The 26,866-nt window shown below is 53.6% G+C and carries 26 protein-coding genes; 13 read left to right on the top strand and 13 right to left on the bottom strand.

What is annotated here, in order from left to right; translation table 11 throughout:
* Positions 1–395 precede the first annotated feature (395 nt).
* Complete coding sequence (locus AC0Z7K_RS13495; protein WP_485614857.1) at positions 396–2,627, top strand: sensor domain-containing phosphodiesterase; 2,232 nt, start codon at positions 396–398, stop codon at positions 2,625–2,627.
* 96 nt (positions 2,628–2,723) lie between these two features.
* Here the strand turns inward: AC0Z7K_RS13495 and ppx are convergent, their stop codons facing one another.
* From ppx to purM, 5 genes are all read right to left on the bottom strand, one after another.
* Complete coding sequence (ppx, locus tag AC0Z7K_RS13490) at positions 2,724–4,271, bottom strand: exopolyphosphatase (RefSeq protein ID WP_413528162.1); 1,548 nt, start codon at positions 4,269–4,271, stop codon at positions 2,724–2,726.
* Positions 4,272–4,294: 23 nt separating this feature from the next.
* Positions 4,295–6,364, bottom strand: coding sequence for a polyphosphate kinase 1 (ppk1, locus tag AC0Z7K_RS13485; RefSeq protein ID WP_112168634.1), 2,070 nt, complete (start codon positions 6,362–6,364; stop codon positions 4,295–4,297).
* A 308-nt stretch (positions 6,365–6,672) separates the two neighbouring features.
* Positions 6,673–7,248, bottom strand: coding sequence for a spermidine N1-acetyltransferase (gene speG / locus AC0Z7K_RS13480; RefSeq protein ID WP_112168633.1), 576 nt, complete (start codon positions 7,246–7,248; stop codon positions 6,673–6,675).
* Positions 7,249–7,469: 221 nt separating this feature from the next.
* Positions 7,470–8,108: a phosphoribosylglycinamide formyltransferase gene (purN, locus tag AC0Z7K_RS13475; RefSeq protein ID WP_485614854.1), complete on the bottom strand. Its 639-nt coding sequence runs from the start codon at positions 8,106–8,108 to the stop codon at positions 7,470–7,472.
* A gap of 35 nt (positions 8,109–8,143) precedes the next feature.
* The gene (gene purM / locus AC0Z7K_RS13470; protein WP_112168631.1) at positions 8,144–9,181 is read right to left on the bottom strand and encodes a phosphoribosylformylglycinamidine cyclo-ligase; all 1,038 of its coding nucleotides are present in this window, start codon (positions 9,179–9,181) and stop codon (positions 8,144–8,146) included.
* A gap of 232 nt (positions 9,182–9,413) precedes the next feature.
* On the opposite strand from purM, the gene upp reads away from it, so the two are divergent.
* From upp to hda, 3 genes are all read left to right on the top strand, one after another.
* Positions 9,414–10,040 carry a uracil phosphoribosyltransferase gene (gene upp, locus AC0Z7K_RS13465; protein WP_056771320.1) on the top strand — a complete coding sequence of 209 codons (627 nt, stop codon included), beginning with the start codon at positions 9,414–9,416 and terminating at the stop codon, positions 10,038–10,040.
* Between the two features lie 82 nt (positions 10,041–10,122).
* The gene (uraA, locus tag AC0Z7K_RS13460; RefSeq protein ID WP_413528164.1) at positions 10,123–11,415 is read left to right on the top strand and encodes a uracil permease; all 1,293 of its coding nucleotides are present in this window, start codon (positions 10,123–10,125) and stop codon (positions 11,413–11,415) included.
* A 177-nt stretch (positions 11,416–11,592) separates the two neighbouring features.
* Entirely contained in the window at positions 11,593–12,300 is a 708-nt protein-coding gene (gene hda, locus AC0Z7K_RS13455; protein WP_101075803.1) for a DnaA inactivator Hda, read from the top strand.
* A gap of 48 nt (positions 12,301–12,348) precedes the next feature.
* Here the strand turns inward: hda and arsC are convergent, their stop codons facing one another.
* Positions 12,349–12,705: an arsenate reductase (glutaredoxin) gene (gene arsC, locus AC0Z7K_RS13450; protein ID WP_485614851.1), complete on the bottom strand. Its 357-nt coding sequence runs from the start codon at positions 12,703–12,705 to the stop codon at positions 12,349–12,351.
* A gap of 25 nt (positions 12,706–12,730) precedes the next feature.
* Positions 12,731–14,266 carry a beta-barrel assembly-enhancing protease gene (gene bepA, locus AC0Z7K_RS13445; protein WP_485614849.1) on the bottom strand — a complete coding sequence of 512 codons (1,536 nt, stop codon included), beginning with the start codon at positions 14,264–14,266 and terminating at the stop codon, positions 12,731–12,733.
* 260 nt (positions 14,267–14,526) lie between these two features.
* Between bepA and AC0Z7K_RS13440 the strand changes: the two genes are divergently transcribed.
* Entirely contained in the window at positions 14,527–15,591 is a 1,065-nt protein-coding gene (locus AC0Z7K_RS13440; RefSeq protein ID WP_485614847.1) for an AI-2E family transporter, read from the top strand.
* 75 nt (positions 15,592–15,666) lie between these two features.
* Here the strand turns inward: AC0Z7K_RS13440 and bcp are convergent, their stop codons facing one another.
* Together bcp and AC0Z7K_RS13430 are read right to left on the bottom strand one after the other, a co-directional pair.
* Entirely contained in the window at positions 15,667–16,140 is a 474-nt protein-coding gene (gene bcp, locus AC0Z7K_RS13435; RefSeq protein ID WP_112168626.1) for a thioredoxin-dependent thiol peroxidase, read from the bottom strand.
* 25 nt (positions 16,141–16,165) lie between these two features.
* Positions 16,166–16,732: a glycine cleavage system transcriptional repressor gene (locus AC0Z7K_RS13430; RefSeq protein WP_485614844.1), complete on the bottom strand. Its 567-nt coding sequence runs from the start codon at positions 16,730–16,732 to the stop codon at positions 16,166–16,168.
* Between the two features lie 145 nt (positions 16,733–16,877).
* Here AC0Z7K_RS13430 and dapA point away from each other — a divergent pair, with 145 nt between their 5' ends.
* The 7 genes from dapA to ypfH all read left to right on the top strand — a co-directional run bounded on the left by dapA (position 16,878) and on the right by ypfH (position 24,068).
* Positions 16,878–17,759: a 4-hydroxy-tetrahydrodipicolinate synthase gene (dapA, locus tag AC0Z7K_RS13425; protein ID WP_413528170.1), complete on the top strand. Its 882-nt coding sequence runs from the start codon at positions 16,878–16,880 to the stop codon at positions 17,757–17,759.
* Positions 17,760–17,775: 16 nt separating this feature from the next.
* Entirely contained in the window at positions 17,776–18,855 is a 1,080-nt protein-coding gene (bamC, locus tag AC0Z7K_RS13420; protein ID WP_485614842.1) for an outer membrane protein assembly factor BamC, read from the top strand.
* Between the two features lie 56 nt (positions 18,856–18,911).
* Positions 18,912–19,625, top strand: a complete 714-nt coding sequence (purC, locus tag AC0Z7K_RS13415) for a phosphoribosylaminoimidazolesuccinocarboxamide synthase (protein ID WP_413528172.1) — start codon at positions 18,912–18,914, stop codon at positions 19,623–19,625.
* Between the two features lie 224 nt (positions 19,626–19,849).
* Positions 19,850–20,725, top strand: coding sequence for a KPN_02809 family neutral zinc metallopeptidase (ypfJ, locus tag AC0Z7K_RS13410; protein WP_485614840.1), 876 nt, complete (start codon positions 19,850–19,852; stop codon positions 20,723–20,725).
* Positions 20,726–20,848: 123 nt separating this feature from the next.
* The gene (locus AC0Z7K_RS13405) at positions 20,849–21,301 is read left to right on the top strand and encodes a DUF441 domain-containing protein (RefSeq protein ID WP_112168621.1); all 453 of its coding nucleotides are present in this window, start codon (positions 20,849–20,851) and stop codon (positions 21,299–21,301) included.
* 1 nt (position 21,302) lies between these two features.
* A complete protein-coding gene (locus AC0Z7K_RS13400) occupies positions 21,303–23,321 on the top strand; it encodes a tRNA(Met) cytidine acetyltransferase TmcA (protein ID WP_485614838.1) in 2,019 nt (672 codons plus the stop codon).
* Between the two features lie 108 nt (positions 23,322–23,429).
* Positions 23,430–24,068, top strand: a complete 639-nt coding sequence (ypfH, locus tag AC0Z7K_RS13395) for an esterase (protein ID WP_485614836.1) — start codon at positions 23,430–23,432, stop codon at positions 24,066–24,068.
* Between the two features lie 57 nt (positions 24,069–24,125).
* Here ypfH and AC0Z7K_RS13390 read toward each other — a convergent pair whose 3' ends face one another.
* The 4 genes from AC0Z7K_RS13390 to AC0Z7K_RS13375 are packed head-to-tail and all read right to left on the bottom strand — an operon-like array spanning position 24,126 to position 26,510.
* Positions 24,126–24,311, bottom strand: a complete 186-nt coding sequence (locus AC0Z7K_RS13390; RefSeq protein ID WP_112168618.1) for a YpfN family protein — start codon at positions 24,309–24,311, stop codon at positions 24,126–24,128.
* Positions 24,312–24,329: 18 nt separating this feature from the next.
* Entirely contained in the window at positions 24,330–25,001 is a 672-nt protein-coding gene (locus tag AC0Z7K_RS13385) for a M15 family metallopeptidase (protein ID WP_485614834.1), read from the bottom strand.
* A complete protein-coding gene (gene dapE / locus AC0Z7K_RS13380) occupies positions 24,998–26,125 on the bottom strand; it encodes a succinyl-diaminopimelate desuccinylase (RefSeq protein ID WP_413528177.1) in 1,128 nt (375 codons plus the stop codon). Before dapE ends, AC0Z7K_RS13385 begins: the two co-directional genes overlap by 4 nt.
* 1 nt (position 26,126) lies before the next feature.
* Positions 26,127–26,510 carry an ArsC family reductase gene (locus tag AC0Z7K_RS13375; protein ID WP_485614832.1) on the bottom strand — a complete coding sequence of 128 codons (384 nt, stop codon included), beginning with the start codon at positions 26,508–26,510 and terminating at the stop codon, positions 26,127–26,129.
* 199 nt (positions 26,511–26,709) lie between these two features.
* On the opposite strand from AC0Z7K_RS13375, the gene ypfM reads away from it, so the two are divergent.
* Positions 26,710–26,769, top strand: a complete 60-nt coding sequence (gene ypfM, locus AC0Z7K_RS13370) for a protein YpfM (protein ID WP_485614953.1) — start codon at positions 26,710–26,712, stop codon at positions 26,767–26,769.
* Positions 26,770–26,866: the final 97 nt, after the last annotated feature.

Raw genomic sequence — 26,866 nt, 5'->3', positions numbered from 1 at the left:
TTCACTGATAAGTGAAGTCGCACGATGACATTACCATTCAGAAAATCTATACGTTTAAAGTTAATCTCATGGATTTGAATGTATTTGTTAATTTGTTAATAACGTGAGAAATTGTTTAAGGTCTTTTTGGTCAAAAAATTGAAGAATGTGTTTATTGATCAGTATCAAGAGCATTAATATAAAGCCCATTAGAATTCAGCTCTATTTTAAGATTTTTGACACCGACCTCCGCTGTTTTTCTTTTTTCTGCTGGTTTCTGTGAAATGACATTTTTGTGACGATAATTGAATGCGGAGCCTGTCGTCACTGTCGCCCGGCGATTTCATGACGCCCGTTTCATCCTGATACCTTTTACAGCGGCATGACTCCTGTCCGCAAAACTTACGATGAACCCGATGCAAAAATTCTTTTCCTGGAATGAACTGCGCCATAAATGGTGGGGACTTCCGATCTTCTGCGCGCTGGTGCTGATCCCCATCACCTCTTCGCTCTCTCCGATCATTATGTTGCCGGAAGGTCGAACGTATCTGATTTACATGCCGCTCGCGACCTGCGTGGCGCTGCTGATGGTCTTTGACTGGGCGGCATTCCCCGGCATTGTGCTGGCGCTGTTTCTGCGCTATTACCTGCGCGTAGGGGCGGAAATGGGCACGCTGATGACAGTGATTTACTTCACGTCACTGTTTCTTGCCTGGCTGGGATATCGCTGGCAGGCGGGAAGTCGCTGGTCCGCCCCGCTTGGGTTGATGAATCAGCCGTGGGTGCGCGTCGGCTGGCTGCTGATTTTCCTGACGTTCTTCTTCATCATCGTGCTGCAAATCGTAGTGGAAAGTGGTCTGCTGCCGCAGTATCTGGGCATGGCGACCCGCGAATTCATGACGCTGCGCACGCTGATTAATCTTCAGTCCATGATTCTGGGGATACTGCTTAACTCGCATCTGATTTATCTGGTGATCCGTATTCTGCGACAGCCACGTTACTGGCGCGTGTTACGCATGATGCTGCGTAAGCAGTGCGCGCCCAGTGTGAAGCCTTGGGAAATCGTGGTGTGGTTTATCCTCCTTAGTGGGATGGTCGCGTTGCTGTGCATCGAGGGGCTGAGCGAGCCCTTCATGAAAATTTTGCTCAGCGATTATACGCTCACACTGTTGTTCCCGGTGCTGCTGTTCGGCGCACTGCGTTACGGCTATTACTTCATCAGCATCGTGTGGACCGTCACCCTCACCATTTTATTCCATAACTATCAGGGCTTTATTACTGAGCAAAACTTTATTCATAATCTGGTTTTTGTCTCTGCCCTGATGCTGGTTTATACCTCCACGCTGTTGCTGATGGCGGTGATTTCTTCGCGCCAGCGGTTGCTGATGAAAAAGTTCAAAGCGGCAGCGCTGCAGGATCCGGTATTCGGACTGCCTAATCTGCGCGCTTTTAACCGGGATTTGGCGGTATATCCGCGTTCGCTGCTGTGCTTTGTACGTGTTTCAGATATGGATGTGCTGAGCCGTAATTACGGGATGCAACTGCGTATTCAGTTCAAACGGCAGCTGGCGATGGGGCTGAGGCCTTACTTACGGCCCGGTGAAAAAGTCTATCACCTGCCGGGCTACGATCTGGTTCTGCGGCTGAACTGTGACAATGTCGAAGAAAAGCTTATTCAGTTGTATGAGTACGTTGAAGATTTTCGGCTGATCTGGAATGGCCTACCGCTGCATCCGAATATCGGTTTGTCATATTGCACCGTCTATTCGCCGGTCGAACATCTGCCGATTTTACTGGGTGAACTGAGCGGAATTGCCGAAATGTCGCTGACCACCGGGAAGCCGGAATCGAATAAAAGCGATCATAGCCAGGTGCAGACTGAAATCAGAGATAAAGTTGATATGCTGCATAAGATCCAGCGCGCGCTGGATGATGACCGCTTTGTACTGATGGCACAACCGATCCTGGGCGTGCGCGGGGACAGCTATCATGAAATTCTGCTGCGCTTGTCGGAAGGTTCAGATAACGCGCTGATCATGCCGGATAAATTCCTGCCGGTAGTGCATGAATTTGGTCTGTCGTATCAGATGGATATGTGGGTACTCAGGCACACGCTGATGTTTATCAGTCAGAACCGTGTGCGCCTGCCGAGCCTGCGTTTTGCCGTCAACTTTACGCCATCGACTCTGTGTCGCCCGACCTTCACCCGCGATTTCAAAGCGCTGATGAAGGAGTTCGAGGTGGAACCCTTCCAGATCGTGCTGGAAGTTACCGAGTCGCACTTATTGCAGGATGTAACGTACGCTAACCATGCCATGCGTGAGCTGCGCCATTATGGCTGCCGTATTGCTATCGACGACTTTGGTACAGGCTACGCCAGCTATGGCCGCCTGAAAGCGATTGAGGCCGATATCCTCAAGATTGACGGCAGCTTTGTGCGCAACATGCTGACAGATTCGCTGGATGGTTACATTGTGCAGTCGATTTGCCAGGTGGCGCGGATGAAGCATCTGGCGATTGTGGCGGAATATGTGGAAACCGAAGAGCAGAAAGCGGCGTTGCACGCACTGGGCGTGGATTACATGCAGGGTTATCTGGTCGGAAAACCGCAGCTTTTATCGGCGCTGCTGGAAGTACCGCAAGCCTGACAGCAGAGATGACACGTAAGAAAAAGCCCTCAGTGCACAACGTGCCTGAGGGCTTTTTGTTTCGCTATCCTGCGTCATGGCGTGACGCAAAACCGCTTAACTTTCTTTCGCTTCACCGTCTTCTTCTTCCAGCATCAGTTTCCAGCCGGTCACGTCATCCCAGTAACTTTGTTCGCGCTCAAAATCGAGCTGAACCAGGTTATTCTGCGCCAGATATCCCGCGGGGAAGCGTAGCGTCCAGTGATTGTCATCCGTCGACAATCGCAGTGACTCCGGTGTGGTGGTGGACTGACGCTGGTTATTGAGCAGGGCACCGAGGCGCAATAACTGGATCAGAGGAATATAATGCTTCTTCTTGAACAGGTTAAGGCGCGGCAGCTCTTCCAGCTTGATCGCTTTGCGATGGAAACGCACGAGTGTTGCCAGCAACGTTTGTTGTTCCTGATTAAACCCCGGCAGATTGGTGTTTTGCAGGATGTAAGAAGAGTGGCGGTGCATACCGGTGTGGTTAATGCTCAGGCCCACTTCATGCAACATGGCGCTGAATTTTAGCAGCGACTCCAGCTGTGGCTGAACCAGCTTGGTGTTTTGCGCCAGCCACTGGCTGTAGAGCTGCTCGGTGGTTTCCAGCACGCGGCGCGCCTGTTCCCGGTCGATATTGTAATGCTCGGCCAGACTTTTCGCGGTACGGGTACGGATATCCTGATGACGGAAGCGGCCCTCCATTTCGTACAGCACGCCTTCGCGCAGCGCACCATCGGAAAGGCGGAGTTCTTTAACCGCCAGCGCATCAAACACGCCGCGCAAAATAGCCAGGCCCGGCACGAATACCGACTGACGATCTTCCGACAGCCCCGGTAAATCCAGCGCATCGAAACTCTTAAAATCCAGCACCGCTTCGGTGAGCATTTCCAGGCGTTCCGGCGTGATGAGGCCATCTTTCTCGCCCATTTCCACCAGCACTTCATGGGCGGCTTTGATGCTGCCGGACGCACCGAGCGCATATTGCCAGCCTTGCAGACGATACTGCCACGCCAGCGTTTCCAGCTTTTGTGCGGCGGCGAGCTGCGCACGTTTGAAATTGCTGCGGGTGATTTCCCCGTTCGGGAAAAACATCTGCGCAAAGCTGACGCAGCCCATGCGGCGGCTTTCGGCAAGCAACGGCTCGAAGTCTTCGCCGATAACCAGCTCTGTGGATCCGCCCCCGATATCAACGACCAGTTTGCGGCCTTTTTCTGGTTGCGTGTGTTCCACGCCCATGAAAATCAGACGTGCTTCTTCCTGACCGGAGATGATTTCGATCGGGTAGGGGATGACTTCTGCGGCGCGCTTGAGGAATTCCTCAGCATTCACCGCCTGACGCAGAGTATGCGTCCCGACGATAGTGACGTTGTTATCCGGAAAGCCCTGCAGGCGTTCGGCAAACAAAGCCAGGCAATCCAGCCCGCGTTGAATGGCTTCTTCACTGAGCACATTTTTACTGTCGAGGCCGTCAGCCAGATGAACGCGCTGTTTCAGGCGGCCTAACACCTGCAAGGCGCCGTTGACGACGCGCGCAATCACCATGTGGAAACTGTTCGACCCGAGATCGATCGCCGCAATTTCCTGTGGCTTGGCACTCAATGAGCTGTTTTTAAGGGGCATAATCGTGTAACGCTCCAGGGGGTTCAGGCTTGCTGACTCTGTTGTTCCAGATCTTTCAAATACTCGTAAATCGCCAGTTGCGCACGGACTTTGCGGCGATTTCCGCGTGGAACATACCGGTTGCTCAGTTCTTTATCAATCACTCTGGCTTTGACAGTGTCATTAAACAGCAACTCCAGAATGTCCAGCACGCGCTGTTTGAGACGCGGATCGAGCAGCGCCACCGCCACTTCGATACGGTAATCGATATTGCGCGTCATCCAGTCGGCGGACGACAGGAAGACTTTGGCATCGCCGCCGTTTTCGAACACGTAAACGCGGTCATGCTCGAGATAACGGTCGATGATGCTGGTAACCTGAATGTTTTCGCTGAACCCCGGTAAATTGGGCACCAGTGAACACATACCGCGGATCAGCAGACGGATTTTTACCCCCACGTTTGACGCCACGTAGAGACGGTCAATCAGTCCTTTATCCACCAGGTTGTTGATTTTCAGCGTAATACCACCGGTTCCACCGGCCTGAACGTTAGCGATTTCACGGTCTATCAGACGGTAAAGCATGTCGCGCGAGTTTTGCGGCGACACCATCAGATGCTCGAATGAAACCGGGCGGTAAGGGTTCTCGATGAAGTTAAACACCCTGCGGACTTCGTTGGTGATGCGCGCATCAGCCGTAAGCAACGAATAGTCGGTATAAAGACGGGCGGTTTTTTCGTTAAAGTTTCCGGTCCCAATATGAGCATAGCGGACAATTTCGTCGCCTTCGCGGCGGGAAATAAGAAAGAGTTTGGCGTGAATTTTCAGGCCAGGCGCAGAGAAAATAACGTGCACACCGGCTTCTGTCAGACGTTTCGCCCAGTGAATATTCGCCTCTTCGTCGAAACGCGCCTGCAATTCGACCACTACGGTCACTTTCTTGCCGTTGTGCGCTGCATGGATCATCGATTCGATAATCCGCGAGTCTTTGGCGACACGGTAAATATTGATTTTGATCGACAGCACGTTCGGATCGAACGATGCCTGACGCAGCAGCTCCAGCACGTGCTCGAAGGTGTGATACGGATAATACAGCAACACGTCCTGCTCGCGGATGGCAGCGAAGCCGTTGCGGAATTTATCGAACCACAGATGGCGCAGTCTTGGCAGCGGACGGTTCACCAGATTGGCTTTACCGACGTTCGGGAAGCCGATGAAGTCTTTGAAATTGTGGTAACGACCACCGGCTATCACCGAATCGTAGTTGGAGATCCCGAGCTTGCCGCGCAGTAATTCCACCATTTCATTAGGCATATCGCGCTGATAAACAAAACGCACCGGCTCCGCGGTCAGTCGCTGTTTCAGGCTTGAAGACATCAGCTCCAGCAGGCTCGATTCCATTTCCGTGACCAGATCGTATTCGGCATCACGGGTCATTTTCATCGAATAGGCGTTCAGCGTGTCGTAATCAAAGAAGCCTTTGAAAATGTCGTCGAGGCAATAACGCAGGATGTTATCAAGCAGGATCATCGGCTTGCGACGACGCGGCGCTTCCGGCGGCAGATTCACAAAGCGCGGTACTTTGTCTGACGGAATTTCCAGCAGCGCGTAATGGATCTCATCGCCGCGAATAATTTCGACCGCCAGATAGGTGTAATCGTCTTTAAGAAACTGCACCAGATTGGTGTCGTGATTGATGAGGATAGGCGTGATGTGCTGACGCAGGTGATGTTTGAAATACTGACGCAGCCAGAGCTGCTGATTTTCCGACACCTGACGCTCGTTAATCAGGAAGATCTGATTACGTGCCATCTCCAGTAACAGGTCGTTATAGAGGCTATCGAATTCCTGATCGATCCTTAGGACTTTCGCCTGAATCTTTTTCAGCAAATGCCGCGATGCGCCGAGAAAACCCTGCTCTTCACTGATGAGGATCCGTCGTTTTAAATCGGCAAAGCGGACTTTATAAAACTCATCAAGGTTATTGGAATAAATGCCTAAAAACCGCATCCGTTCGATCAGGGGATTACTTTTGTCCGCTGCTTCCTGCAAAACGCGTTCATTGAAGGACAGCCAGCTTAGTTCTTTCTCGATATAAAGCTTTTCCTGACCCATTTTCACTCCGTTCGTTTAGCGTGCAACCTGGCCCATACAGGCGAAATTCGCCTGAAAACACCGCAATTTAGCTCACCATCATCTTCGTGCTGTTCGCTTTTCCAACGGTCAGCGTAACAGGAAGCCTTTTGTGTGAGGGGCCTAGTGTCTACTAACAATATTGCGAAAGATTGACAGGAAAGTCCAACATAACAGGGAGAGATTTATCAGATGAAATAAAAGAGGGGAAAACGCAGGAAAAGTCTTACCGGTGAAGGACATTTACGCCCTTCACCAGCAGAAAATTGACCCGGACTGTATATATCAAATCAGACCGCGCTGGCACCAATCACCGCTTCTGGTTTGATCTGTACCGGTTTGGTTTTGTATTTTGCCAGGAACTGCGGCTGGAAAATACACATGCGGATGGCGCTGCGATATTCGCCGTTCACAAAGAATTCCTGTTTCAGTTCGCCTTCCAGCTCAAACCCTAATTTACTGTAGATGTGGATCGCCTTTTTATTTTCTTTATCGACGATTAAATACAGTTTGTAGAGGTTAAGCACCGAGAAGGCATAATCCATCGCCAGGCGCACGGCGTCGCCTGCAAATCCTTTGCCCTGATGTTGCGGGTCAATGATTATCTGGAATTCTGCACGGCGGTGAATATGATTAATTTCCACCAGTTCGACAAGGCCGACCGGCCCGCCCTGGAATTCGATAATAAAGCGGCGTTCGCTTTGGTCATGGATATGTTTGTTATACAGATCGGTCAGTTCGACGAATGCCTCGTAAGGCTCTTCAAACCAATAACGCATGATGCTGGCGTTATTATCAAGACGGTGAACAAACGACAGGTCATCCTTTTCCAGGGGACGTAATCTGACGCTGTTATTGCTAAACATGGGGTGTTCCTCAAAAAATAAAGCCGTTTTACCTGAGGTAACCTTCTTGGAAATGAAATCTGAAACAACCGTGTTCCAGATGAAGGTCGGCGCACAAACGACGTTTAAACGTGCGCCGGGAACGCCATTATATCGGCTGAACTGTAAACAAGTGTCAAATGACAGGAAATAAAAAACCGGCACGAAGCCGGTTTATAGTGAAATCATCGCGCTTAAGCAGGTTAATCCGCTGCGTAACCCTGAACAGGGAGTGGATTGTTATCCAGCAATGCCCGATCGTTTTTCAGGGATAAACGGCCTTCAACGAACCAGCTGACCACCAGCGGATAGATATTGTGCTCCTGCGTTTGTACGCGGGCCACCAAATCATCTTCGCTGTCATCGCTAAATACCGGCACTTTGGCCTGCAAAATCACCGGGCCGCCATCGAGCTGCTCCGTCACAAAATGCACCGAGGTGCCGTGTTCCGTATCCTGATTTTCAATCGCCTGACGGTGAGTGTGCAAACCCGGATATTTCGGCAGCAGGGAAGGGTGGATGTTGATCATACGTCCGGCAAAGCGCTGAACGAAGTCGGCAGTCAGGATACGCATGTACCCCGCCAGCACGACCAGGTCCGGCTGGTACTCATCGAGAGCATCGGCCAGCGCGACGTCAAACGCCGCGCGGTCTTCGTAAGCTTTGACATCCAGCGCATGCGCTGCAATGTTTGCCAGTCGTGCACGTTCCAGACCGTAAGCGGCGGATTTGTTGCTGAAGACAGCGGTGATTTCTGCGTTAATTCGTCCCTGCTGGCAGGCATCAATCAGGGCCTGAAGATTACTGCCTTCGCCTGATACCAGAACCACAATCCTTTTCATATCGCTACCTGTCTTCAGTCAGTTGATTTACCGGATTACTCAATTACCACGCGTTCAGCGGAGTCAGAGGCTTTAACATAGCCAATTTTCCACGCTTTCTCGCCATTGTCATTGAGTAAAGCAATCGCCTGATCGGCGAGTTCTGCCGGAAGTGCCACGACCATGCCCACGCCACAGTTAAAGGTGCGGTACATTTCGTGACGGCTGACGTTACCGGTGGTCTGCAACCAGGTGAATACATCCGGCCACTGCCAGCTGGATTCGTTGATGATGACCTGGGTGTTGTCCGGCAGAACGCGTGGGATATTTTCCCAGAAGCCGCCACCGGTCAGATGTACGATGCCGTGAACATCAACGTTTTCGATAAGGTTCAGGATCGATTTCACATAAATCTTGGTCGGTGCCAGCAGGTGATCGGCAAGCGGTTTGCCTGCCAGATCGGTGGTTTCCGGATTAGTGTTGCTGACTTCGAGAATTTTGCGCACCAGAGAGTAGCCGTTGGAATGCGGGCCACTGGCGGCAAGACCGATCAGCACGTCGCCGTCAGCAACTTTACTGCCGTCGATAATTTCTGATTTTTCCACCACGCCGACGCAGAAACCTGCCACGTCATAATCTTCGCCGTGATACATACCCGGCATTTCAGCGGTCTCACCCCCGACTAACGCACAGCCAGACTGCTTGCAGCCTTCGGCGATACCGGTTATCACGCTGGCGGCGATATCGACGTCCAGTTTGCCGGTGGCGTAGTAATCGAGGAAGAACAGCGGTTCAGCACCCTGAACGATCAAATCGTTGACGCACATCGCGACCAGATCGATACCAATAGTATCGTGGCGTTTCAAATCCATCGCCAGACGCAGCTTGGTGCCAACGCCGTCGGTGCCCGAAACCAGTACGGGTTCACGGTATTTTTGCGGCAATGCGCAGAGGGCACCAAAACCGCCCAGTCCACCCATTACTTCAGGGCGGCGAGTCTGTTTTACTACACCTTTAATGCGATCTACCAATGCGTTACCGGCATCGATATCTACGCCTGCGTCTTTATAGCTGAGAGAGGTTTTGTCGGTCACTGCGAAGTCCCCACGGCGGTTTGGGTTGGTGGTTGAAGAATAAAGCGGGGCAATTCTAACAGCGCAGGCAAACGTTTGCGAGCGCCTTATGCGATGACGCTTTTTGGGCTGTCTATACTCTATCCGGGTTCCTGATGATCCAGATCAGGCAATTGGCTGTAGCATTGAAAAAAAATGGCGTTATAATCTCGCGATTTTTTTTTGCAGCTCAACCACCTTAGGAGAATAAACAATGAAGATCGTCGAGGTGAAACACCCGCTGGTGAAACACAAGCTGGGCCTGATGCGTGAGAACGACATCAGCACGAAACGTTTTCGCGAACTGGCTTCTGAGGTGGGAAGTCTGCTGACGTATGAAGCGACTGCCGATTTAGAAACTGAGAAAGTCACCATCGAAGGCTGGAACGGTCCGGTTGAAATCGATCAGATCAAGGGTAAGAAAATTACCGTTGTCCCTATCCTGCGTGCCGGTCTGGGCATGATGGAGGGTGTTCTGGAGCACGTACCGAGCGCGCGTATCAGCGTGGTGGGCGTGTACCGTGATGAAGAAACCCTGAAACCTGTACCCTATTTCCAGAAGCTGGTTTCTAATATCGAAGAACGTCTGGCATTGGTGGTTGACCCGATGCTGGCGACCGGTGGTTCAATGATCGCGACCATCGACCTGCTGAAAAAAGCCGGTTGCCAGAGCATTAAAGTGCTGGTGCTGGTGGCTGCACCGGAAGGGATTGCCGCGCTGGAAGCCGCGCACCCGGACGTTGAGCTGTACACCGCCTCCATCGATCAGGGGCTGAACGAAAAAGGCTACATCATCCCGGGACTCGGTGATGCGGGCGATAAGATATTTGGTACGAAATAAGCAATAGCCGACTGAGAAGTCGGCTTTTTTTTGATTTTTTTTTACTCGTCAAAGACAACATCATTTCACAGAGGATCAATCCATGACCCGTCGTGTCATTGGGGTAAGCGAACGTCCGCCTTTGCTGCAGACAATCCCCCTGAGTTTCCAGCATCTGTTTGCCATGTTTGGTGCCACCGTTCTGGTCCCCATTCTGTTCAAAATCAATCCGGCAACGGTGCTGCTGTTCAATGGCATAGGGACTTTGCTGTACTTATTTGTGTGTAAAGGGAAGATACCGGCTTATCTCGGTTCCAGTTTTGCGTTTATCTCACCGGTGCTGTTACTGCTGCCGATGGGTTATGAAGTGGCGCTGGGCGGATTTATCGCCTGCGGGCTATTGTTCTGTCTGGTGGCGCTGATCGTCAAGAAGGCCGGTATCGGCTGGATCAACGTGATGTTCCCGCCGGCGGCGATGGGCGCAATCGTTGCCGTCATCGGGCTGGAGCTGGCGGGCGTGGCGGCGAATATGGCCGGCCTACTGCCAGCCGATGGCGCACCGGTGGATTCTACTGCGGTTACCATTTCCGTCGTCACGTTGTCGGTGACCATTCTGGGTTCAGTGTTGTTCCGCGGTTTCCTGGCGATCATTCCGATCCTCATCGGTGTATTAGTCGGGTACGCGCTGTCGTTCTTTATGGGCGTGGTCGATGTGTCTGCCATCGCGAATGCGCACTGGTTTGCGCTGCCAACGTTCTACACCCCGCGCTTTGAGTGGGTGGCGATTTTGACCATTCTGCCTGCCGCGCTGGTGGTCATTGCTGAACACGTCGGGCATCTGGTGGTGACGGCAAACATCGTCAAAAAAGATCTGCTGCGCGATCCGGGCCTGCACCGTTCGATGCTGGCAAACGGCCTGTCCACCGTACTGTCTGGTTTCTTCGGCTCCACGCCGAACACCACTTACGGCGAAAATATCGGCGTGATGGCCATCACCAAGGTTTACAGCACCTGGGTGATTGGCGGTGCGGCGATTCTGGCGATCCTGCTGTCGTGCATCGGAAAATTAGCGGCGGCTATCCAGGCTGTGCCGGTGCCGGTGATGGGCGGTGTCTCCTTGCTGTTGTACGGCGTGATCGGCGCATCCGGTATCCGCGTGCTGATTGAATCGAAAGTCGATTACAACAAAGCGCAGAATCTGATCCTGACGGCGGTTATCCTGATCATCGGCGTCAGCGGTGCCAAGATCCACATCGGCGCGGCGGAGCTTAAGGGCATGGCGCTGGCGACCATCGTCGGCATCTTCCTCAGCCTGCTGTTTAAAGTGATTGAGATCTTCCGCGGTGAAGAAAAGATCATTGATATTGAAGACGAGCGGGAAAATCCGCCGGTCTGATCGGTGAATTTCAGCCAAAACACCTGACCGGCGGGCGCAGTGCTTTCCGGTCAGGTGCTCGGATCACAAGCGGTTGCACTCGGCACAGTTCAATTTGCTGCGGATCCTTGCTAGAATTCTGTCGTTCCTTTTTATTGACATGACAACATCTGCGGTCTTAATACCGCTTCGGTTGAGGTGCTTCTGAATACGCCGGCACAGCTTTCCCTGCCACTTTATCTTCCCGATGATGAAACCTTTGCCAGTTTTTATCCGGGTGAGAATCCCTCTCTGCTTTCTGCGATTCAGACCGCATTGCATCAGGAACACGGCACTTATATTTATTTCTGGTCACGCGAAGGCGGCGGCCGCAGCCATCTTCTTCACGCAGCCTGCGCAGAATTATCCCAGCGCGGCGAAGCCGTGGGTTACGTACCTTTAGACAAACGCGCCTATTTTGTGCCTGAAGTATTGGACGGCATGGAGCATCTTGCACTGGTCTGTATCGATAATATCGAAGGGATCGCCGGCGATGACGAATGGGAAGCCGCGGTTTTCCATCTGTATAACCGCATTCTTGAAACTGGCCGCACGCGTCTGTTTATTACCGGTGATCGTCCACCGCGTCAGCTGAATCTCAGCCTACCGGATCTGGCGTCACGTCTCGACTGGGGACAAATCTACAAACTTCAGCCGCTTTCCGACGAAGAGAAACTTCAGGCTTTGCAGCTGCGTGCGAAACTGCGCGGATTTGAACTGCCGGAAGACGTGGGGCGTTTCCTGCTCAAACGTCTGGATCGCGAAATGCGCACGCTGTTTATGACGCTCGATCAGCTCGACCGTGCTTCTATCACCGCGCAGCGTAAACTGACGATCCCGTTCGTGAAGGAAATTCTGGGGTTGTGATCGCAGGATGTCCGGGTTCGCATCACGAACCCGAACGGACGAGCGGAGTTACAAAATTTCTTTCACCTGTTCCGGCGGGCGCCCTAAACGGGCTTTGCCGTTGGCCAGCACGATCGGGCGTTCAATCAGCTTCGGATTTTCCGCCATTGCCTGCAACAGCTGCGCTTCGCTCAGACTTTTATCGGCCAGGCCGAGTTCCTTATAAATCTCTTCGCCTTTACGCATCAGCTGGCGCGCAGAGCTGAACCCCAGCTTTTTCAGTAAATCCTGCAACGTGGCAACCGTCGGCGGCGCTTCCAGATACAAAATCACCTGCGGTTCGATCCCGGCGTCTTCCAGCAATTTCAGCGTTTCGCGGCTCTTGGAGCAGCGCGGATTGTGATAAATCGCGACATCATGTGCCATAACGTTCTCCCTTAAAGATTCAAAATCAGCCTTTCTGATACTGACGGAAACGGCCCTGTAGCTGACGAAGCTGGTCGATACGCGCGTCGTAGCGGGCCTGTTCCAGACTGCCTAATTTCTGCAATGCGCTGGCGTTACTCAGCATTTCAATAGCCTGATCCAGACGTCCGATCAGCGCCATGCTTTCCGCGCGGGCGGCCAGCTCCTGTGCGCGTAAACCCTGTGCGGCAGACGCCTGCGACAGCAGATCCCAGCCGTTCGGATCGCCCGGATAGGTGAAGGTGTAGCGGTTAAGGATCTTACTGGCGTTAGCCGGCTTCGCGCCTTCGAGATAGGCATTCGCCAGATTGAGCTGAAGCACCGGATTAGAACTGGTGGCCGCACCGGCCTGCTCCAGACGGGCGATGGCCTGCGGTGCGCGTTTGCTCTCCAGATCGTTATCGGTGGAGAGATCCAGCAACCATTCATTGCCCGGATTCTGCACCATCAGCGGTTCCAGAATTGCCCGCGCCTGATCGTATTTCTTCGCTTTGTAAAATTGCAGCGCCTGACCGTATTTCGCCGCCAGCTGTTCGCGCACGTTGCCGTCGCTCAACTTTTGCAGATAATCATCGGTCAGCGGGAAACTTTCAGAACCGTACATTCCTAACATACGCACTTTCGCCATCAGGTATTTTTGCGAAGACTGTACGACAATGTGTGGCATCTGATTGGCACGGTTACGCACGTCGGCGAGACGGCTGTCGGGAAGAGGGTGCGTCAGCAACATTTCCGGTGGACGGGTAGAATAACTCGCCTGATCGGCCAGTTTTTGCAGGAACGCGGGCATTGCCTGCGGATCAAAGCCCGAGCGCTGGAGAACCTGCAAACCGATACGGTCGGCTTCCTGCTCGTTGCCCTGCGTGAAACTGATCATTCCTTGCTGCGTGCCGGCCAGCGTACCGGTCAGCGCTGCCATACCCATTTGCGGGCTGGCCATTGCCAGCAGGATCGAACCGAGCGCGCCGACCCAGGTCAGCGGCGCATTACGTTGCTGATCTTCCATCGCACGGGCCAGATGGCGCTGGGTAACGTGGGAGATTTCATGCGCCATAACCGAGGCTAGCTGGCTTTCGTTATCGGTGTAACGGAACAACGCCGAGTGAAGAACGACGTTACCGCCGAAGAAGGCGAAGGCGTTCAGCTCGTCATTATTGACGATGAAGAAATGGAACGGCGTGCGCACGGAATAGGCGTGTGCCACCAGACGCTGCCCCAGTTCATTGATGTACTGATTGAGCAGCGGATCGTTAATCAGTGGCGTACTGGCGCGCATCTGACGGACGTAAAAATCGCCCATCTGTAATTCCTGATTAATGCTCAGCGTGCCGCCCGCCGTGGTACCGATATCCGGTAACTGATCGCTCACCGGCGGTGCCAAAGGCGAGTTGGTGTTTTTGGAGGAAGAGGTCACCGGCGTTGACCAGAATGAACTGTCGTCAGCGCCTGCCGGGAAAATTGCACCAGTGAACAGACTGCCTAAACACAGGGCGATCACCGTTTTTTTCAACCGCATTACCATAAACATTTGCTTCCCAATAAGTGAACCGCACATCGATGAGCTTTAAGAGCTTTTATTTCATGAACTGGCGAAGTGAGCATTATTTTCTGGCGCTATTATTGGCGCTGAACTCTATAGTAGCTATCCTCGTGGGAGTTTAAAACACTCCGCTGTCTACAGTTGTGTGACAACGAATTTAAAAGATAGTTACTTGTGTCTGAGCGCGCAGGGAACGAACAGCGCAACCCAACAGGCAATACAAATCTCAGGAGCCTTCTCAGATGTTAGACATGTTATTACAGTGGTATCGTCGCCGCTTCACCGACCCGCAGGCCATTGCGCTGCTGGCGATCCTGGTCGCCGGTTTTTGTATTCTCTATTTTCTGAACGGTATTTTAGCACCGCTGCTGGTAGCGATTGTGCTGGCGTATTTACTGGAATGGCCGACCGTGCGCCTGCAACACATCGGGCTTTCACGCACGCTGGCAGTGAGCGTGGTGCTGCTATTGTTTGCAGGGATACTGATGTTAGGAATTCTGGTTATTGCGCCGGTAACGTGGCAGCAGGGCGTCAATCTGCTGGCGGATTTACCGAGCATGCTTAACCGTTTCTACGATTTTGCCGCCACGTTGCCCAAGCGTTATCCGGCGCTGGTGGATGCAGGCATTATCGACATGATGGCCGAAAATATGCGCAGCAAGCTTTCGGGGCTGGGTGAATCAGTGGTGAAATATTCCCTCGCGTCGCTGGTCGGGTTATTGACGCTGGCGATTTACCTGATTCTGGTGCCGATGATGGTCTTCTTCCTGCTCAAAGACAAAGAGAAAATGCTCAACGCTGTGCGCCGCGTGTTGCCGCGCGATCGCGGGCTGGCAGGGCAGGTCTGGGCGGAGATGAATCAGCAGGTCACTAATTATATTCGCGGCAAAGTCCTTGAGATGATTATCGTCGGCGTTGCGACTTATCTGGTGTTCTGGGTGATGGATTTACGTTATTCGTTGCTGCTGGCGGTTCTGGTAGGGATTTCGGTGCTGATCCCCTACATCGGTGCGATGCTGGTCACCATTCCGGTGGTGATTGTCGCGATGTTCCAGTGGGGGCTCGGCGCAGATTTCTGGACGCTAATCGTCGCCTATCTGGTAGTGCAGGGGCTGGATGGCAATGTGATCGTACCTTTGCTGTTCTCCGAAGCGGTGAACCTGCATCCGCTGGTGATCATCTTGTCGGTGGTGGTGTTCGGCGGTCTGTGGGGATTTTGGGGCGTGTTCTTTGCGATACCGCTGGCGACGCTGGTCAAAGCCGTCGTTCACGTCTGGCCGGATGAATTGCTGAACGAAACGGTCTGAGGCCAACATTATCCCACTCAAATAAAAAAAGCGCGTCTGCGCTTTTTTTTATGAACGTGGATCAGGCTTGAATAATCAGGCCGATTTCTCGTTCAGATAGGCCATCACGATGTCATGGTGATTGGTGGTTTTGAAGTCGTCGAACACTTTCTCAACCTTGCCATTACCGTCGAGCAGGAAGCTGATGCGGTGAATGCCGTCGTAGGTTTTGCCCATAAAGGATTTCTCACCCCAGACGCCAAACGCCTCGCATACCTGATGATCTTCATCTGACAGCAAGGTGAAGTTCAGCAGTTCTTTCTCGGCAAAACGCGACAGTTTTTCAGGTTTATCGGTGCTGATCCCCAGCACTTCTACACCCTCACTTTTCAACTGATCCATGTTATCGCGCAGTCCGCAGGCCTGTACGGTACAGCCCGGGGTCATAGCTTTTGGATAAAAATAGACCAGGACTCTCTGTCCCTGGAAGTCGGCCAGATTAATTTGTTCACCGTCTTGATCGGGTAAACTAAATTGCGGCGCAGGATCACCGGCTTTCAGTGGGCTCATTGTCTTTCTCCGTATCACTTAGCGATTACTGCAGTTTATTTTCATTCTCAGAATAACTAACGACGTTAATACTGCCTTGCGCATTCAGTTCTGTACATAGCTGATGAAAGGCTTGCTCAATAATTACCGGATCGGTATTCGCCGCGCTGTGCGCCGTCATCTGGATAGAGAGCTGCGCGGGCGTGGTGGTATCGGCCGGCCGGGTTTTTGAGGCCAGTTCTGCAATGTTCATCTGGTGCGTGTCGAACAAATCGGTAAAGCGCTCGATCAGGTGCGGAGAGTCTTTGACTTCCACTTTCACCCACACGGTGGCGGGCATCGGCGGGCGAACCGGCGCGCTGGTGCGTTTCATCACGATCAGTAATTCCAGCTCGGCGCCTTTTTGCGGCAGGGTGGATTCAATCAGCGTGATGGCGTTCCAGCTGCCGGAGAGCAGCATGATGAAGGTGAACTCGTCACCGAGCATCGCCAGACGGCTATCCTCGATATTGCAGCCGCAGCTGCTGACCTGGCGGGTAATGGTATTGACGATACCAGAGCGATCGGCACCTAAGGCGGTGATAACCAGATAATGTTGTTGTGGCTGCGGCAAAATGGCTGTTCCTGTCGTGCTTGGGAGTATTCCCAAGGTAAACATAAAAAAAACCGTCGGACAAGCGCTTACAACACGTTGATTGCTTGCTTTTGCAGTGGTGTCAAAAGTACCATGAGTGACCTGTTTGTGGAGGGGAAGGTCAATGTTTACGGGAAGTATTGTTGCACTGGTTACGCCGATGGACACCAAAGGTGCTGTCGATCGCGCGAGTCTGAAAAAACTGATTGATTATCATGTGTCCAGTGGTACTGCGGCGATCGTTTCCGTTGGCACGACAGGCGAGTCGGCTACGCTTAGCCATGACGAACACGGTGACGTGGTCATGCAAACGCTGGAACTGGCCGATGGGCGCATCCCTATTATCGCAGGCACCGGTGCTAATGCCACCGCCGAAGCGATTTCTCTGACGCAACGTTTTGAAAAGAGTGGTGTTGTGGGCTGTCTGACAGTCACACCGTATTACAACCGTCCGACGCAGGAAGGCCTGTATCAGCACTTCAAAGCCATCGCTGAAAACACCTCGCTGCCGCAAATTCTCTACAACGTGCCTTCACGTACCGGCTGCGATATGTTGCCGCCGACCATCGCGCGTTTAGCTAAATTAAAGAATATTGTTGCTGTTAAAGAAGCAACAGGGAACTTAAGTCGTGTTAGTCAGATCCAAGTGCTGGTTGATGATGAAGATTTCATTCTGCTGAGTGGCGATGACGCCAGCGGTCTGGACTTTATGCAACTTGGTGGCAAAGGCGTCATTTCCGTCACAGCCAACGTGGCTGCCCGTGAAATGGCCCAACTTTGTGAACTGGCGGCCAGTGGCAATTTCGCCGAAGCACGTCGCCTGAATCAGCGCCTGATGCCGTTGCATCAGCATTTGTTTGTAGAAGCAAACCCAATCCCGGTGAAATGGGCCTGTAAGGCACTGGGATTGATGGCAACCGATACTCTGCGTCTGCCTATGACGCCGTTAACAGATGCTGCCCGTCCGGTCGTGGAACAAGCATTAAAAAGCGCCGGTTTGCTGTAACTCTTAGGAAGATTTGATGGCCTCTTTATTTGACAAGAATAGTTTCCAGATGACCCGTTTGCAGAAAACAGCCGTAGCCAAAGTGGTCGGGGTTTCCCTGATTATGCTGCTGGCGGCCTGCTCCAGCGACCAGCGCTACAAGCGTCAGGTCAGCGGTGATGAGTCCTACCTCGATGCCCCTGCTCTTAGCGAGCTGAAAGCGCCGGCGGGCATGATTCTGCCTGTGCCGAATGGCACTTACGAAATCCGTCAGGGCGCAATGCAGGGCGCGGTGGGCAAACAGCTCGATATCCGTCCACCAATGCAGCCACTGGCCTTGCTGAACGGTTCACAAACGCAGTTCTCCGGTGATAGCAGTACCGTATTGCTGGAAAACACCGCGCAAAACCGCGATTTGTGGAACAGCGTGGTGAAAGCCGTTCAGCAAAATAATTACAAAATTGCTAACCGCGATGACGCTAACCAGACGCTGACCACCGATTTCGTCGACTGGAATCGTGCAGATGAAGACTTCCAGTATCAGGGCCGTTACCAGATTAGCGTGAAACAGCAGAGCTACCAGTTAGCGCTGACTGTGAAAACGCTTGAACTGAAACAGCAGGATAAAGCGGTGACCGCATCAGCTGAAATCCAGCGTTATAACAGCCAGATGATGAACTCCATCACCTCTAGCCTGGATAAAGTGCAGCAGGATACGCAAGCCCGTCTCGATAACCGTCGCGTTGGCGAAATCGACGTGCAGAGCGGCGCGGATGATACCGGTCTGCCGGTACTTATCGTGCGTTCCAGCTACGGCGTCGTGTGGGATCGCTTACCGAATGCACTGGCGAAAGCCGGCATGAAAGTGACCGACAGCAGCCGTCCGCAGGGGACATTGTCCGTCACCTACAAACCGTTGAATGACGATGCGTGGCAGACACTGGGTGCGAAAGATCCGGGCCTCACTTCCGGTGATTACAAACTTCAGGTTGGCGACCTCGACAACCGCAGTAGCTTGCAGTTCCTTGATCCGAAAGGACATGCTCTCAGCCAGTCGCAGAACGACGCGATGGTGGCGGTCATGCAGGCCGCATTTAGCCAGAGTAGTGCAAAATAATACCAAGGGGCTCCGGCCCCTTTTTACATCTGTTTTTTCCACTGGAGTAAGTAAAGATGCAAAAGTTAGCTGAGTTGTATCGCGGCAAGGCGAAAACCGTCTACACCACTGAAAACCCGGACCTGCTGGTGCTGGAATTCCGTAACGATACGTCAGCACTGGATGGTCAGCGTATTGAGCAGTTCGACCGTAAAGGTATGGTTAACAATAAATTTAACCATTTCATCATGGCTAAGCTGGAAGAAGCCGGGATTCCTACCCAAATGGAACGCCTGCTGTCTGACAATGAAGTGCTGGTGAAAAAACTGGATATGGTCCCGGTTGAATGCGTTATCCGTAACCGTGCTGCCGGATCGCTGGTAAAACGTCTGGGCATTGAAGAAGGTCTGGTTCTGAATCCGCCGTTGTTCGATCTGTTCCTGAAAAACGATGCGATGCACGATCCGATGATCAACGAGTCTTACTGCAAAACTTTCGGTTGGGTGAACGAAGAACATCTGGCGCGCATGAAAGAGCTGAGCTACAAAGCTAACGACGTGCTGACCAAGCTGTTTGACGACGCCGGTCTGATCCTGGTTGATTTCAAGCTTGAGTTCGGTCTGTTCAACGGTGAAGTGGTGCTGGGTGATGAATTCTCACCAGACGGCAGCCGCCTGTGGGACAAAGAGACGCTGAACAAGATGGATAAAGATCGCTACCGCCAGAGTCTGGGTGGCCTGATCGAAGCTTACGAAGAAGTCGCTCATCGTATCGGCGTAAAACTGGACTAAGCAACGCTTAGTTTTTAGCCCGGACGCGCAATCGTTTCCGTCGCGGGCTTATGCCAGAACGGGTGGTAGTTTCGCCACCCGATTTTTTATCCCGCATTTAATTTCCTCTTTTTCGCCCTGTTTTATTTCATTTAATTCCTTCTGACCTAAAATTACGTCCCTGCGCGGATGGTATTAACCGCGCGCGCTGGCTAGTCTTTATAAAAACAGTCTGGAGGTGGAGTATGCGTTGGCAAGGGCGTCGCGAAAGCGACAATGTAGAAGACAGACGCGGACAGGGATCCAGCGGCGGTGGTCTGGGCGGCGGCGGTATGCGCATCCCTCTGCGCGGCAAAAGCGGCATTGTGATTATCATCGTCGTGCTGGTCGCCGGGTATTACGGCATCGACCTTTCTCCGCTGATTGACGGCGGACAGTCCGGCAATGCACAGCATCAGACGCAATCCCAATCCATCAGCCCGAAAAATGATGAGCAGGCGAAATTCACTTCCGTCATCCTCGCTTCGACGGAAGATACGTGGAAAGAGATTTTCCAGAAACAGGGGATGACGTATCGCGAACCGAAACTGGTGATGTATCGTGGCGCGACCCGCACCGGATGCGGCACCGGACAGTCGGTCATGGGGCCGTTCTATTGCCCGGCGGACAGCACAGTGTATATCGATCTCTCTTTCTATCAGGAATTGCAGAACAAACTGGGCGCGGGCGGTGATTTTGCACAGGGTTACGTCGTCGCCCACGAAGTGGGCCATCACGTGCAGAATCTGCTGGGCATTGAGCGCAAGGTGCGACAGATGCAGCAGGGGGCGTCGCAGGCGGTGGTGAATCAGCTGTCGGTGAAAATGGAATTGCAGGCCGACTGCTACGCCGGTGTCTGGGGGCATTCGATGCAGGAGCAAAATGTTCTTGAAGAGGGCGATCTGAAAGAAGCGCTGAACGCTGCGCAGGCAATCGGCGATGACCGTCTGCAACAGCAAAGTCAGGGGCGCGTGGTGCCGGACAGCTTTACGCACGGCACGTCACAGCAGCGTTATGACTGGTTCAAACGTGGTTTCGATACCGGTAATCCGGATCAGTGCAATACCTTCGCCAGCCGCTGATTTCGCGGCGTCGCGACCATTCAGTTCTGGTCTGCCTGCAAAAACTGTTCAATAATCAACGACCGATACAGAAAGGCTCTGCGGAGCCTTTCTGCCTTTCTGACAGGAAACGCAGGGAACGCTATGGCTTTTCTCGATCCAACCCTTTTGATCTTACTGGTCTTCGCCGGACTGGGCATCATCAGCCACAACAGCGCAGTGACTATCGCGATGTTTTTCCTGCTGACGGTGCGCATCACGCCGCTCAATACCTTCTTCCCGTGGATTGAAAAATATGGCCTGACCATCGGCATTATTATTCTGACCATCGGAGTGATGGCCCCGATAGCCAGTGGAAAAATCAGCGCCAGCACTGTCGTACATTCATTTTTCCACTGGAAATCCATCGCCGCCATTTTGGTCGGCGTGCTGGTATCGTGGCTCGGCGGACGCGGGCTGACGTTGATGGGTACGCAGCCGCATCTGGTCGCTGGTTTGCTGGTTGGCACGGTGCTTGGCGTCGCGCTGTTTAAAGGCGTGCCGGTCGGGCCGCTTATCGCCGCCGGACTGCTCTCCATGCTGGTCGGGAAAACCTGAGATGATTGCCGTATCGGCCACATCGTTACAACAACAGATGCTGCGCCAGGGCGTGCGGCGCGTGCTGGTGTTCAGCGGTGAGGCGGACTGGTGCATGGCGCAGGCTCTCGAATTTTCGGGCCATAACGCCGGAGACTGGTTGTGGATCAGTGATTCGCCGCCCGTGGGAGTGAACGCCTGCTCACCGTCTGCGGCGCATTCGCTGCTCGGCCAGGATATTTTGCACGGCATTTTTGATGCCCGCGCCGGGTTGAACGTGGACGCGCTGGCGGCGTTTTCCGGAACACTTAAGGCCGGAAGCTGGCTGATTTTGCTGGTGCCAGACTGGTGCCGCTGGTCGCAGTTGCCCGACGCCGACAGCCTGCGCTGGAGCGAACAACCACAGGCGATCCCCACGCCGCGTTTTATCCGCCGTTTTCAGGCATTACTGGAAAGCACGCCGCACGTCGCGCTGTGCAGGCAACATCATCCTTTTTTACTTTCCCCTTTACCGCCTGCGCCTGACTGGCTGCCGCCGGACGGCCAGCCGACGCCTGAGCAGCAACAGATTTTACAGCGGCTGATGCAGGCCAAATCCGGTGTGTGGGTACTGACTGCGCCACGCGGACGCGGCAAGTCGCGTCTTGCGGGAATGCTGGCCGCACAGTGGCCGGGTACCTGCCGGGTGACGGCACCGGGTAAAGGTGCTGTGAGTCAGATCCTCATTCATGCGCCTGAATCCACCCGTTTTATCGCCCCCGATGCCCTGCTGGCGCGATGCCGTGAAGCCACGGTAGATGATGCGGACTGGCTGATTATCGATGAAGCCGCTGCTATTCCCGCACCGATGCTGACGGAGCTGGTGGCGGCTTTTCCGCGCATATTACTGACTACCACGGTGCAGGGTTATGAAGGCACCGGGCGTGGATTCCTGCTGAAGTTTTGCACTTCGCTGCCGCATTGGCACGATCTGCGGCTGACCGCGCCCATTCGCTGGTCGGAACAGGATTTACTCGAACCCCTGATAAGCCAGGCATTGCTGTTCGACGAACCTCTGACAGAGGTTAAAAACACAGGCGAACCTTCTGCTATTTTCGCCCCCGATGCTGAAGACTGGATGAGCGAACCCGCCCTGTTACAGGATTTCTATGGCCTGCTGACCAGTGCGCATTACCGCACGTCGCCGCTGGATTTACGTCGTTTGCTGGATGCACCGGGCATGACCTTCAGCGCAGTCCGACAGGACGAAACCTTAACCGGCGCGCTGTGGCTGGTGGAAGAAGGTTCGCTGAGCCCGGCGCTTGCGCATGACGTCTGGGCTGGAAGACGACGTCCGCGCGGCAATCTGGTGGCGCAGTCACTCGCGGCCCACGCCGGATTGGAGCAGGCTGCTATATTGCGGTCGCGGCGCGTCAGCCGTATAGCGGTGCATCGGGCATTCAGGCGTCAGGGCATCGCCCGTGCGTTGCTGGCGGAACAAAAACAGCGCGCAACTGAGCAAGGTTTGGATTTCATGTCGGTGAGTTTTGGTTACTCCGATGAGCTGACGGCGCTTTGGCAGCAGGCGGGTTTTCGCCTTGCGCGTATCAGCACGCAGAAAGAGGCCAGCAGCGGATGTTATGCCGTGATGGCGATATTACCGCTGAGCCCGGCAGGGCAGGCGCTGGCGCAGGCGGCTGAACAACAGCTGCATCGTGACTGGCGCTGGCTGGCACCGCTGATAGACATTACTTTGCCGCTTCCATTTGCCGCAGAGACAGCGCTCACTGAGGCTGACTGGCGCGAGCTGGCCGGCTTTGCCTTCGCGCACCGGCCGCTGGAAAGCAGTCTGCCGGCGCTTAACCGCCTACTGATCAACAGTCAGCTGCCACTTACGGCGCTGCGTGCGCACCTGCAGCAAGGGAAAAATGCGGCGGAAGTTGTGCAGGCGGAGGGGATATCGGGGAGAAAAGCGCTCGTTCAGCGCTGGCGACAAGAGACGCAGCAGGCGATGGCGGAACTGGATCCCGCAGCGTGTGAACACTGTAGGCAAGGGATTTAGCCGCGCGGAGTCATTGCAAAAAATGGAAAGACACGTTCAATAAATCCCGGTTTCACTGTCCGGCAGGCGGCGTATAGTGGCGGAATTAGCCTAAAACAGGAGAGAACCATGAGCTCAGAACAGATTATTGTCCAGCAGCCGCAAGAGCGTGCAAAACAGCTTATTTTATTATTTCACGGCGTGGGCGATAACCCGATTTCCATGGGCGAAATTGGCAAGTTTTTCGCGGTGTCCTTTCCGCAGGCGCAGGTGGTGAGCATCGGCAGCCCGGATATTTGTGATTTTGGCCGCGGCTTCCAGTGGTTTTCCGTGCAGGGTGTGACCGAGAAAAATCGTCAGCCGCGCATTGATGCCGCGATGCCGCTGTTTATTGAGATTGTGCGTGACTGGCAGCAGAAAACCGGCGTGTCGCCGGAACACACCACGCTGATTGGTTTCTCGCAGGGGACTATCATGGCGCTGGAATCTACCAAAGTGGAAGAGCATCTGGCATCGCGCATCGTCGCGTTCAGCGGGCGTTTCGCCAATTTGCCGGAAAAACCGATTGCCGCAGGTACCGTGGTGCACTTTATTCACGGTGAGCAGGATCCGGTGATCAACCCGTTCCAGTCTAAAACTGCCGCTGAGCGACTGAAATCTTTAGGCAGCATTTGTACCCTGAACATTCAGGCAGGCATGGCGCACGGGCTGGACTCGCAGATGATCAATACCGCTATCTCGCATTTGCAAAACGACCGGTCACAGTGATCTGATCATCGCCATCAAAAAAGGCAGCCATCCCGACTGCCTTCACTTTTACCGGCCTTACTTCTTCTTCGGCCAGTCATCGTCTTTATCCCACTCTGCATTATTATCGCGATGAGGCGGGATTTCAGGTTTGTCGTTGAGGTACTTTTTCACATCAACGCGTCGCAGTTCTTTAATGCCGCTGATCAACATCCCGAACAGAATGATCAGAATGATCCACCAGTAATCTTTAATCCACTCCATGGCGTGCTCCTTAAATTGTTATGTAGGTAGGGCGATGAATCTTGGGAAGATAGTCGCGATCTCGCTGATTATCCAGTCGCAGCCCGCTAAATCTTGTCCTTGCCATGCACTGATAAGTACGTCCGGCGTTAGTTGCGCTGCGCACAATGCGGCCAGTGGGCGATAACTCAGATGCCAGGGTTCAATGGCAACGCCGCCACGGTCTTCGGCATACGGTCGGAAAAAACCAAACTCCGCCATATGGTCCGACATCCAACAGTTCAGTGGATAAAAATACCCGCCTGGCTCATATTCCCACGGCTCCAGCTGTAACGTCTTTCCTTCGGGCAGCAGGTGTGGATCATACACATCCAGATCACTGCCCCAGTGGTGGCGGCTGGCGCCCGGTAGCGCCGACCAGCGCAGGATAAGCCCGCAGCGTTCGGCATCAGAATACTCGCTGATATCCACCGGCTGACTGTCTTTATCTAATACTGGTCGCTCGCCGCGAAATTTGCCATTCCAGATAGCCTGCTGGCGCTCAAAATCACGAAAAGTGCTGGCAGGCTGTAAATCAAACCCGGCTTCACGGGCTGCCTGCTGCATCCTGACGAACGCTTTTGCCGCCTGCTTTTGCAGACGGTGCGGCCCGTCGCCCAATGTGACCAGATGCGCGGTTGAGCGCCCGGTCAGCATCTCGTTGGTGATCATGCGACTAACTGTTCCATGATGCGCTGATACATGCGACTAAGCACCTGAAGATCGGCGGCATGTACGCACTCGTTGATTTTGTGGATAGTGGCGTTGACCGGCCCCAGTTCGACCACCTGTGCGCCCATCAGCGCGATAAAGCGCCCGTCTGAGGTGCCGCCGGTGGTTTGCAGCTCTGGCGTCATTTCACTGTAATGGCGGACTGCGTTGACCACCGCATCCACCAGCTCGCCGCGCGAGGTCAGGAACGGCTGGCCGGAGACCACCCAGTTCAGCGTGTATTGCAGATTGTGACGATCAAGTAACTCCGCCACGCGCTGTTTGATGATGTCATCGGTCAGTTCGGTGCTGAAGCGGAAGTTAAATTGCACATACAGCTCGCCGGGAATGACGTTATTACTGCCGGTGCCGGCGTTGATATTGGCGATTTGCATGCTGGTCGGCGGGAAGAATTCATTGCCATTATCCCAGACGGTAGCCACCAGTTCGTTCAGTGCAGGCATCGCGCGGTGCACCGGATTATCGGCCAGATGCGGATAGGCGACGTGGCCCTGAACCCCGTGAATGTGCAGGTTGGCGGTCATTGAGCCGCGACGGCCATTCTTTACGATGTCGCCGACGCGTGAGGTGCTTGAAGGCTCGCCGACCAGGCAATAATCCAGACGCTCGTTGCGCTCCATCAGCGCATTGACCACTTTTACCGTGCCGTTAACCGCGCTGGCTTCTTCGTCGGAGGTGATGAGAAACGCCAGACGGCCTTTATGATGAGGATTGGCAGCCACGAAACGTTCGGCAGCGACGACCATCGCCGCCAGCGAACCCTTCATATCCGCCGCACCACGACCATAAAGCATCCCGTCGCGCAGCGTTGGCTCGAACGGACCGGTAACCCACAGCTTATGATCGCCGGTTGGCACCACGTCGGTATGGCCGGCAAACGCCAGCGTTTTACCTTCACCGCGCGTGGCCCAAAAATTCAGGGTATCGCCAAAAGGCATCAGTTCGATATGAAAACCCACCGCGCGCAGGCGGGCAATCATGATGTCCTGACAGCCAGCGTCGTCCGGGCTCAGGGACGGGCGGCGAATTAACTGTTGGGCGAGATCGACAACGGGGCAGCTCATGTTATTTCACCTCCGCGAGGAATTGCTGATAGCTCTCTGGTTTGAATCCCAGCAGAGACTGGCCATCGGGGGCCAGCAAAAACGGGCGTTTGATGACGGCCGGATGTTCAAGCATCACCGCTTTGGCGCTGGTTTCGTTATCGCAGGCGGTGCGGGTGGCGTCATCAAGTTTGCGCCAGGTGGTGCCACGGGTGTTCAGCATTGCTTCCCAGCCCTGTTTATCGATAAGCTTTTGCAACAGCGCGTCGTCCAGCCCCTCCACACGATAATCATGAAACTGATAACTGACCGCGTTTTCTTCCAGCCAGCGACGGGCTTTTTTGACGGTATCGCAATTTTTGATGCCATAGAGAATAAATGAGGCTGAAGCTGAAGTCGTTGCCATAGAAAAACGTAACCTGTCAGTAATTATGAACTTTTCACCAGCACAGAATGCTGGCGCGAGGATAGGGCACATAATGAGGCAAAACGCAGGCAGGATCCAGACGGGGCGGGAATGTGATCGTGATTAAAGAAACATGCGAGAAGTTTGGTTTGTACAAAAAGCAGACGTATAATGCCCGCGTCCAATAAAGGGGAGTCAAATGTTAGCGCAAGAATTAGGTAACTGGAAAGACTTTATCGACCGTATGTTGAACGCGTAATTGCTGTAAAACTCAGGCCCTTAAAGCAAGACAGATTTATTCGTAGTGTCAGCACGTCATTATAAAAACGTTTGTTCAGGAAGACCATTACGTCCGA

Source organism: Rahnella sp. 1L-D-7-B-C2 (assembly GCF_057290995.1).
Note: the sequence above shows the minus strand (reverse complement) of the source record. Positions and strands in the feature narration are given on the sequence as shown.

Excerpts from the sequence above, each read along its gene's own strand:
- AC0Z7K_RS13400 (WP_485614838.1), top strand. The coding sequence starts at position 21,303 with ATGATTGCCGTATCGGCCACATCGTTACAACAACAGATGCTGCGCCAG.
- bamC (WP_485614842.1), top strand. The coding sequence starts at position 17,776 with ATGGCCTCTTTATTTGACAAGAATAGTTTCCAGATGACCCGTTTGCAG.
- purC (WP_413528172.1), top strand. The coding sequence starts at position 18,912 with ATGCAAAAGTTAGCTGAGTTGTATCGCGGCAAGGCGAAAACCGTCTAC.
- upp (WP_056771320.1), top strand. The coding sequence starts at position 9,414 with ATGAAGATCGTCGAGGTGAAACACCCGCTGGTGAAACACAAGCTGGGC.
- dapE (WP_413528177.1), bottom strand. The coding sequence starts at position 26,125 with ATGAGCTGCCCCGTTGTCGATCTCGCCCAACAGTTAATTCGCCGCCCG.
- AC0Z7K_RS13385 (WP_485614834.1), bottom strand. The coding sequence starts at position 25,001 with ATGATCACCAACGAGATGCTGACCGGGCGCTCAACCGCGCATCTGGTC.
- ypfH (WP_485614836.1), top strand. The coding sequence starts at position 23,430 with ATGAGCTCAGAACAGATTATTGTCCAGCAGCCGCAAGAGCGTGCAAAA.
- AC0Z7K_RS13390 (WP_112168618.1), bottom strand. The coding sequence starts at position 24,311 with ATGGAGTGGATTAAAGATTACTGGTGGATCATTCTGATCATTCTGTTC.
- AC0Z7K_RS13495 (WP_485614857.1), top strand. The coding sequence starts at position 396 with ATGCAAAAATTCTTTTCCTGGAATGAACTGCGCCATAAATGGTGGGGA.
- AC0Z7K_RS13405 (WP_112168621.1), top strand. The coding sequence starts at position 20,849 with ATGGCTTTTCTCGATCCAACCCTTTTGATCTTACTGGTCTTCGCCGGA.
- AC0Z7K_RS13440 (WP_485614847.1), top strand. The coding sequence starts at position 14,527 with ATGTTAGACATGTTATTACAGTGGTATCGTCGCCGCTTCACCGACCCG.
- dapA (WP_413528170.1), top strand. The coding sequence starts at position 16,878 with ATGTTTACGGGAAGTATTGTTGCACTGGTTACGCCGATGGACACCAAA.
- ppk1 (WP_112168634.1), bottom strand. The coding sequence starts at position 6,364 with ATGGGTCAGGAAAAGCTTTATATCGAGAAAGAACTAAGCTGGCTGTCC.
- ypfJ (WP_485614840.1), top strand. The coding sequence starts at position 19,850 with ATGCGTTGGCAAGGGCGTCGCGAAAGCGACAATGTAGAAGACAGACGC.
- arsC (WP_485614851.1), bottom strand. The coding sequence starts at position 12,705 with ATGGCACATGATGTCGCGATTTATCACAATCCGCGCTGCTCCAAGAGC.
- purN (WP_485614854.1), bottom strand. The coding sequence starts at position 8,108 with ATGAAAAGGATTGTGGTTCTGGTATCAGGCGAAGGCAGTAATCTTCAG.
- uraA (WP_413528164.1), top strand. The coding sequence starts at position 10,123 with ATGACCCGTCGTGTCATTGGGGTAAGCGAACGTCCGCCTTTGCTGCAG.
- bcp (WP_112168626.1), bottom strand. The coding sequence starts at position 16,140 with ATGAGCCCACTGAAAGCCGGTGATCCTGCGCCGCAATTTAGTTTACCC.
- speG (WP_112168633.1), bottom strand. The coding sequence starts at position 7,248 with ATGTTTAGCAATAACAGCGTCAGATTACGTCCCCTGGAAAAGGATGAC.
- AC0Z7K_RS13375 (WP_485614832.1), bottom strand. The coding sequence starts at position 26,510 with ATGGCAACGACTTCAGCTTCAGCCTCATTTATTCTCTATGGCATCAAA.
- bepA (WP_485614849.1), bottom strand. The coding sequence starts at position 14,266 with ATGGTAATGCGGTTGAAAAAAACGGTGATCGCCCTGTGTTTAGGCAGT.
- ppx (WP_413528162.1), bottom strand. The coding sequence starts at position 4,271 with ATGCCCCTTAAAAACAGCTCATTGAGTGCCAAGCCACAGGAAATTGCG.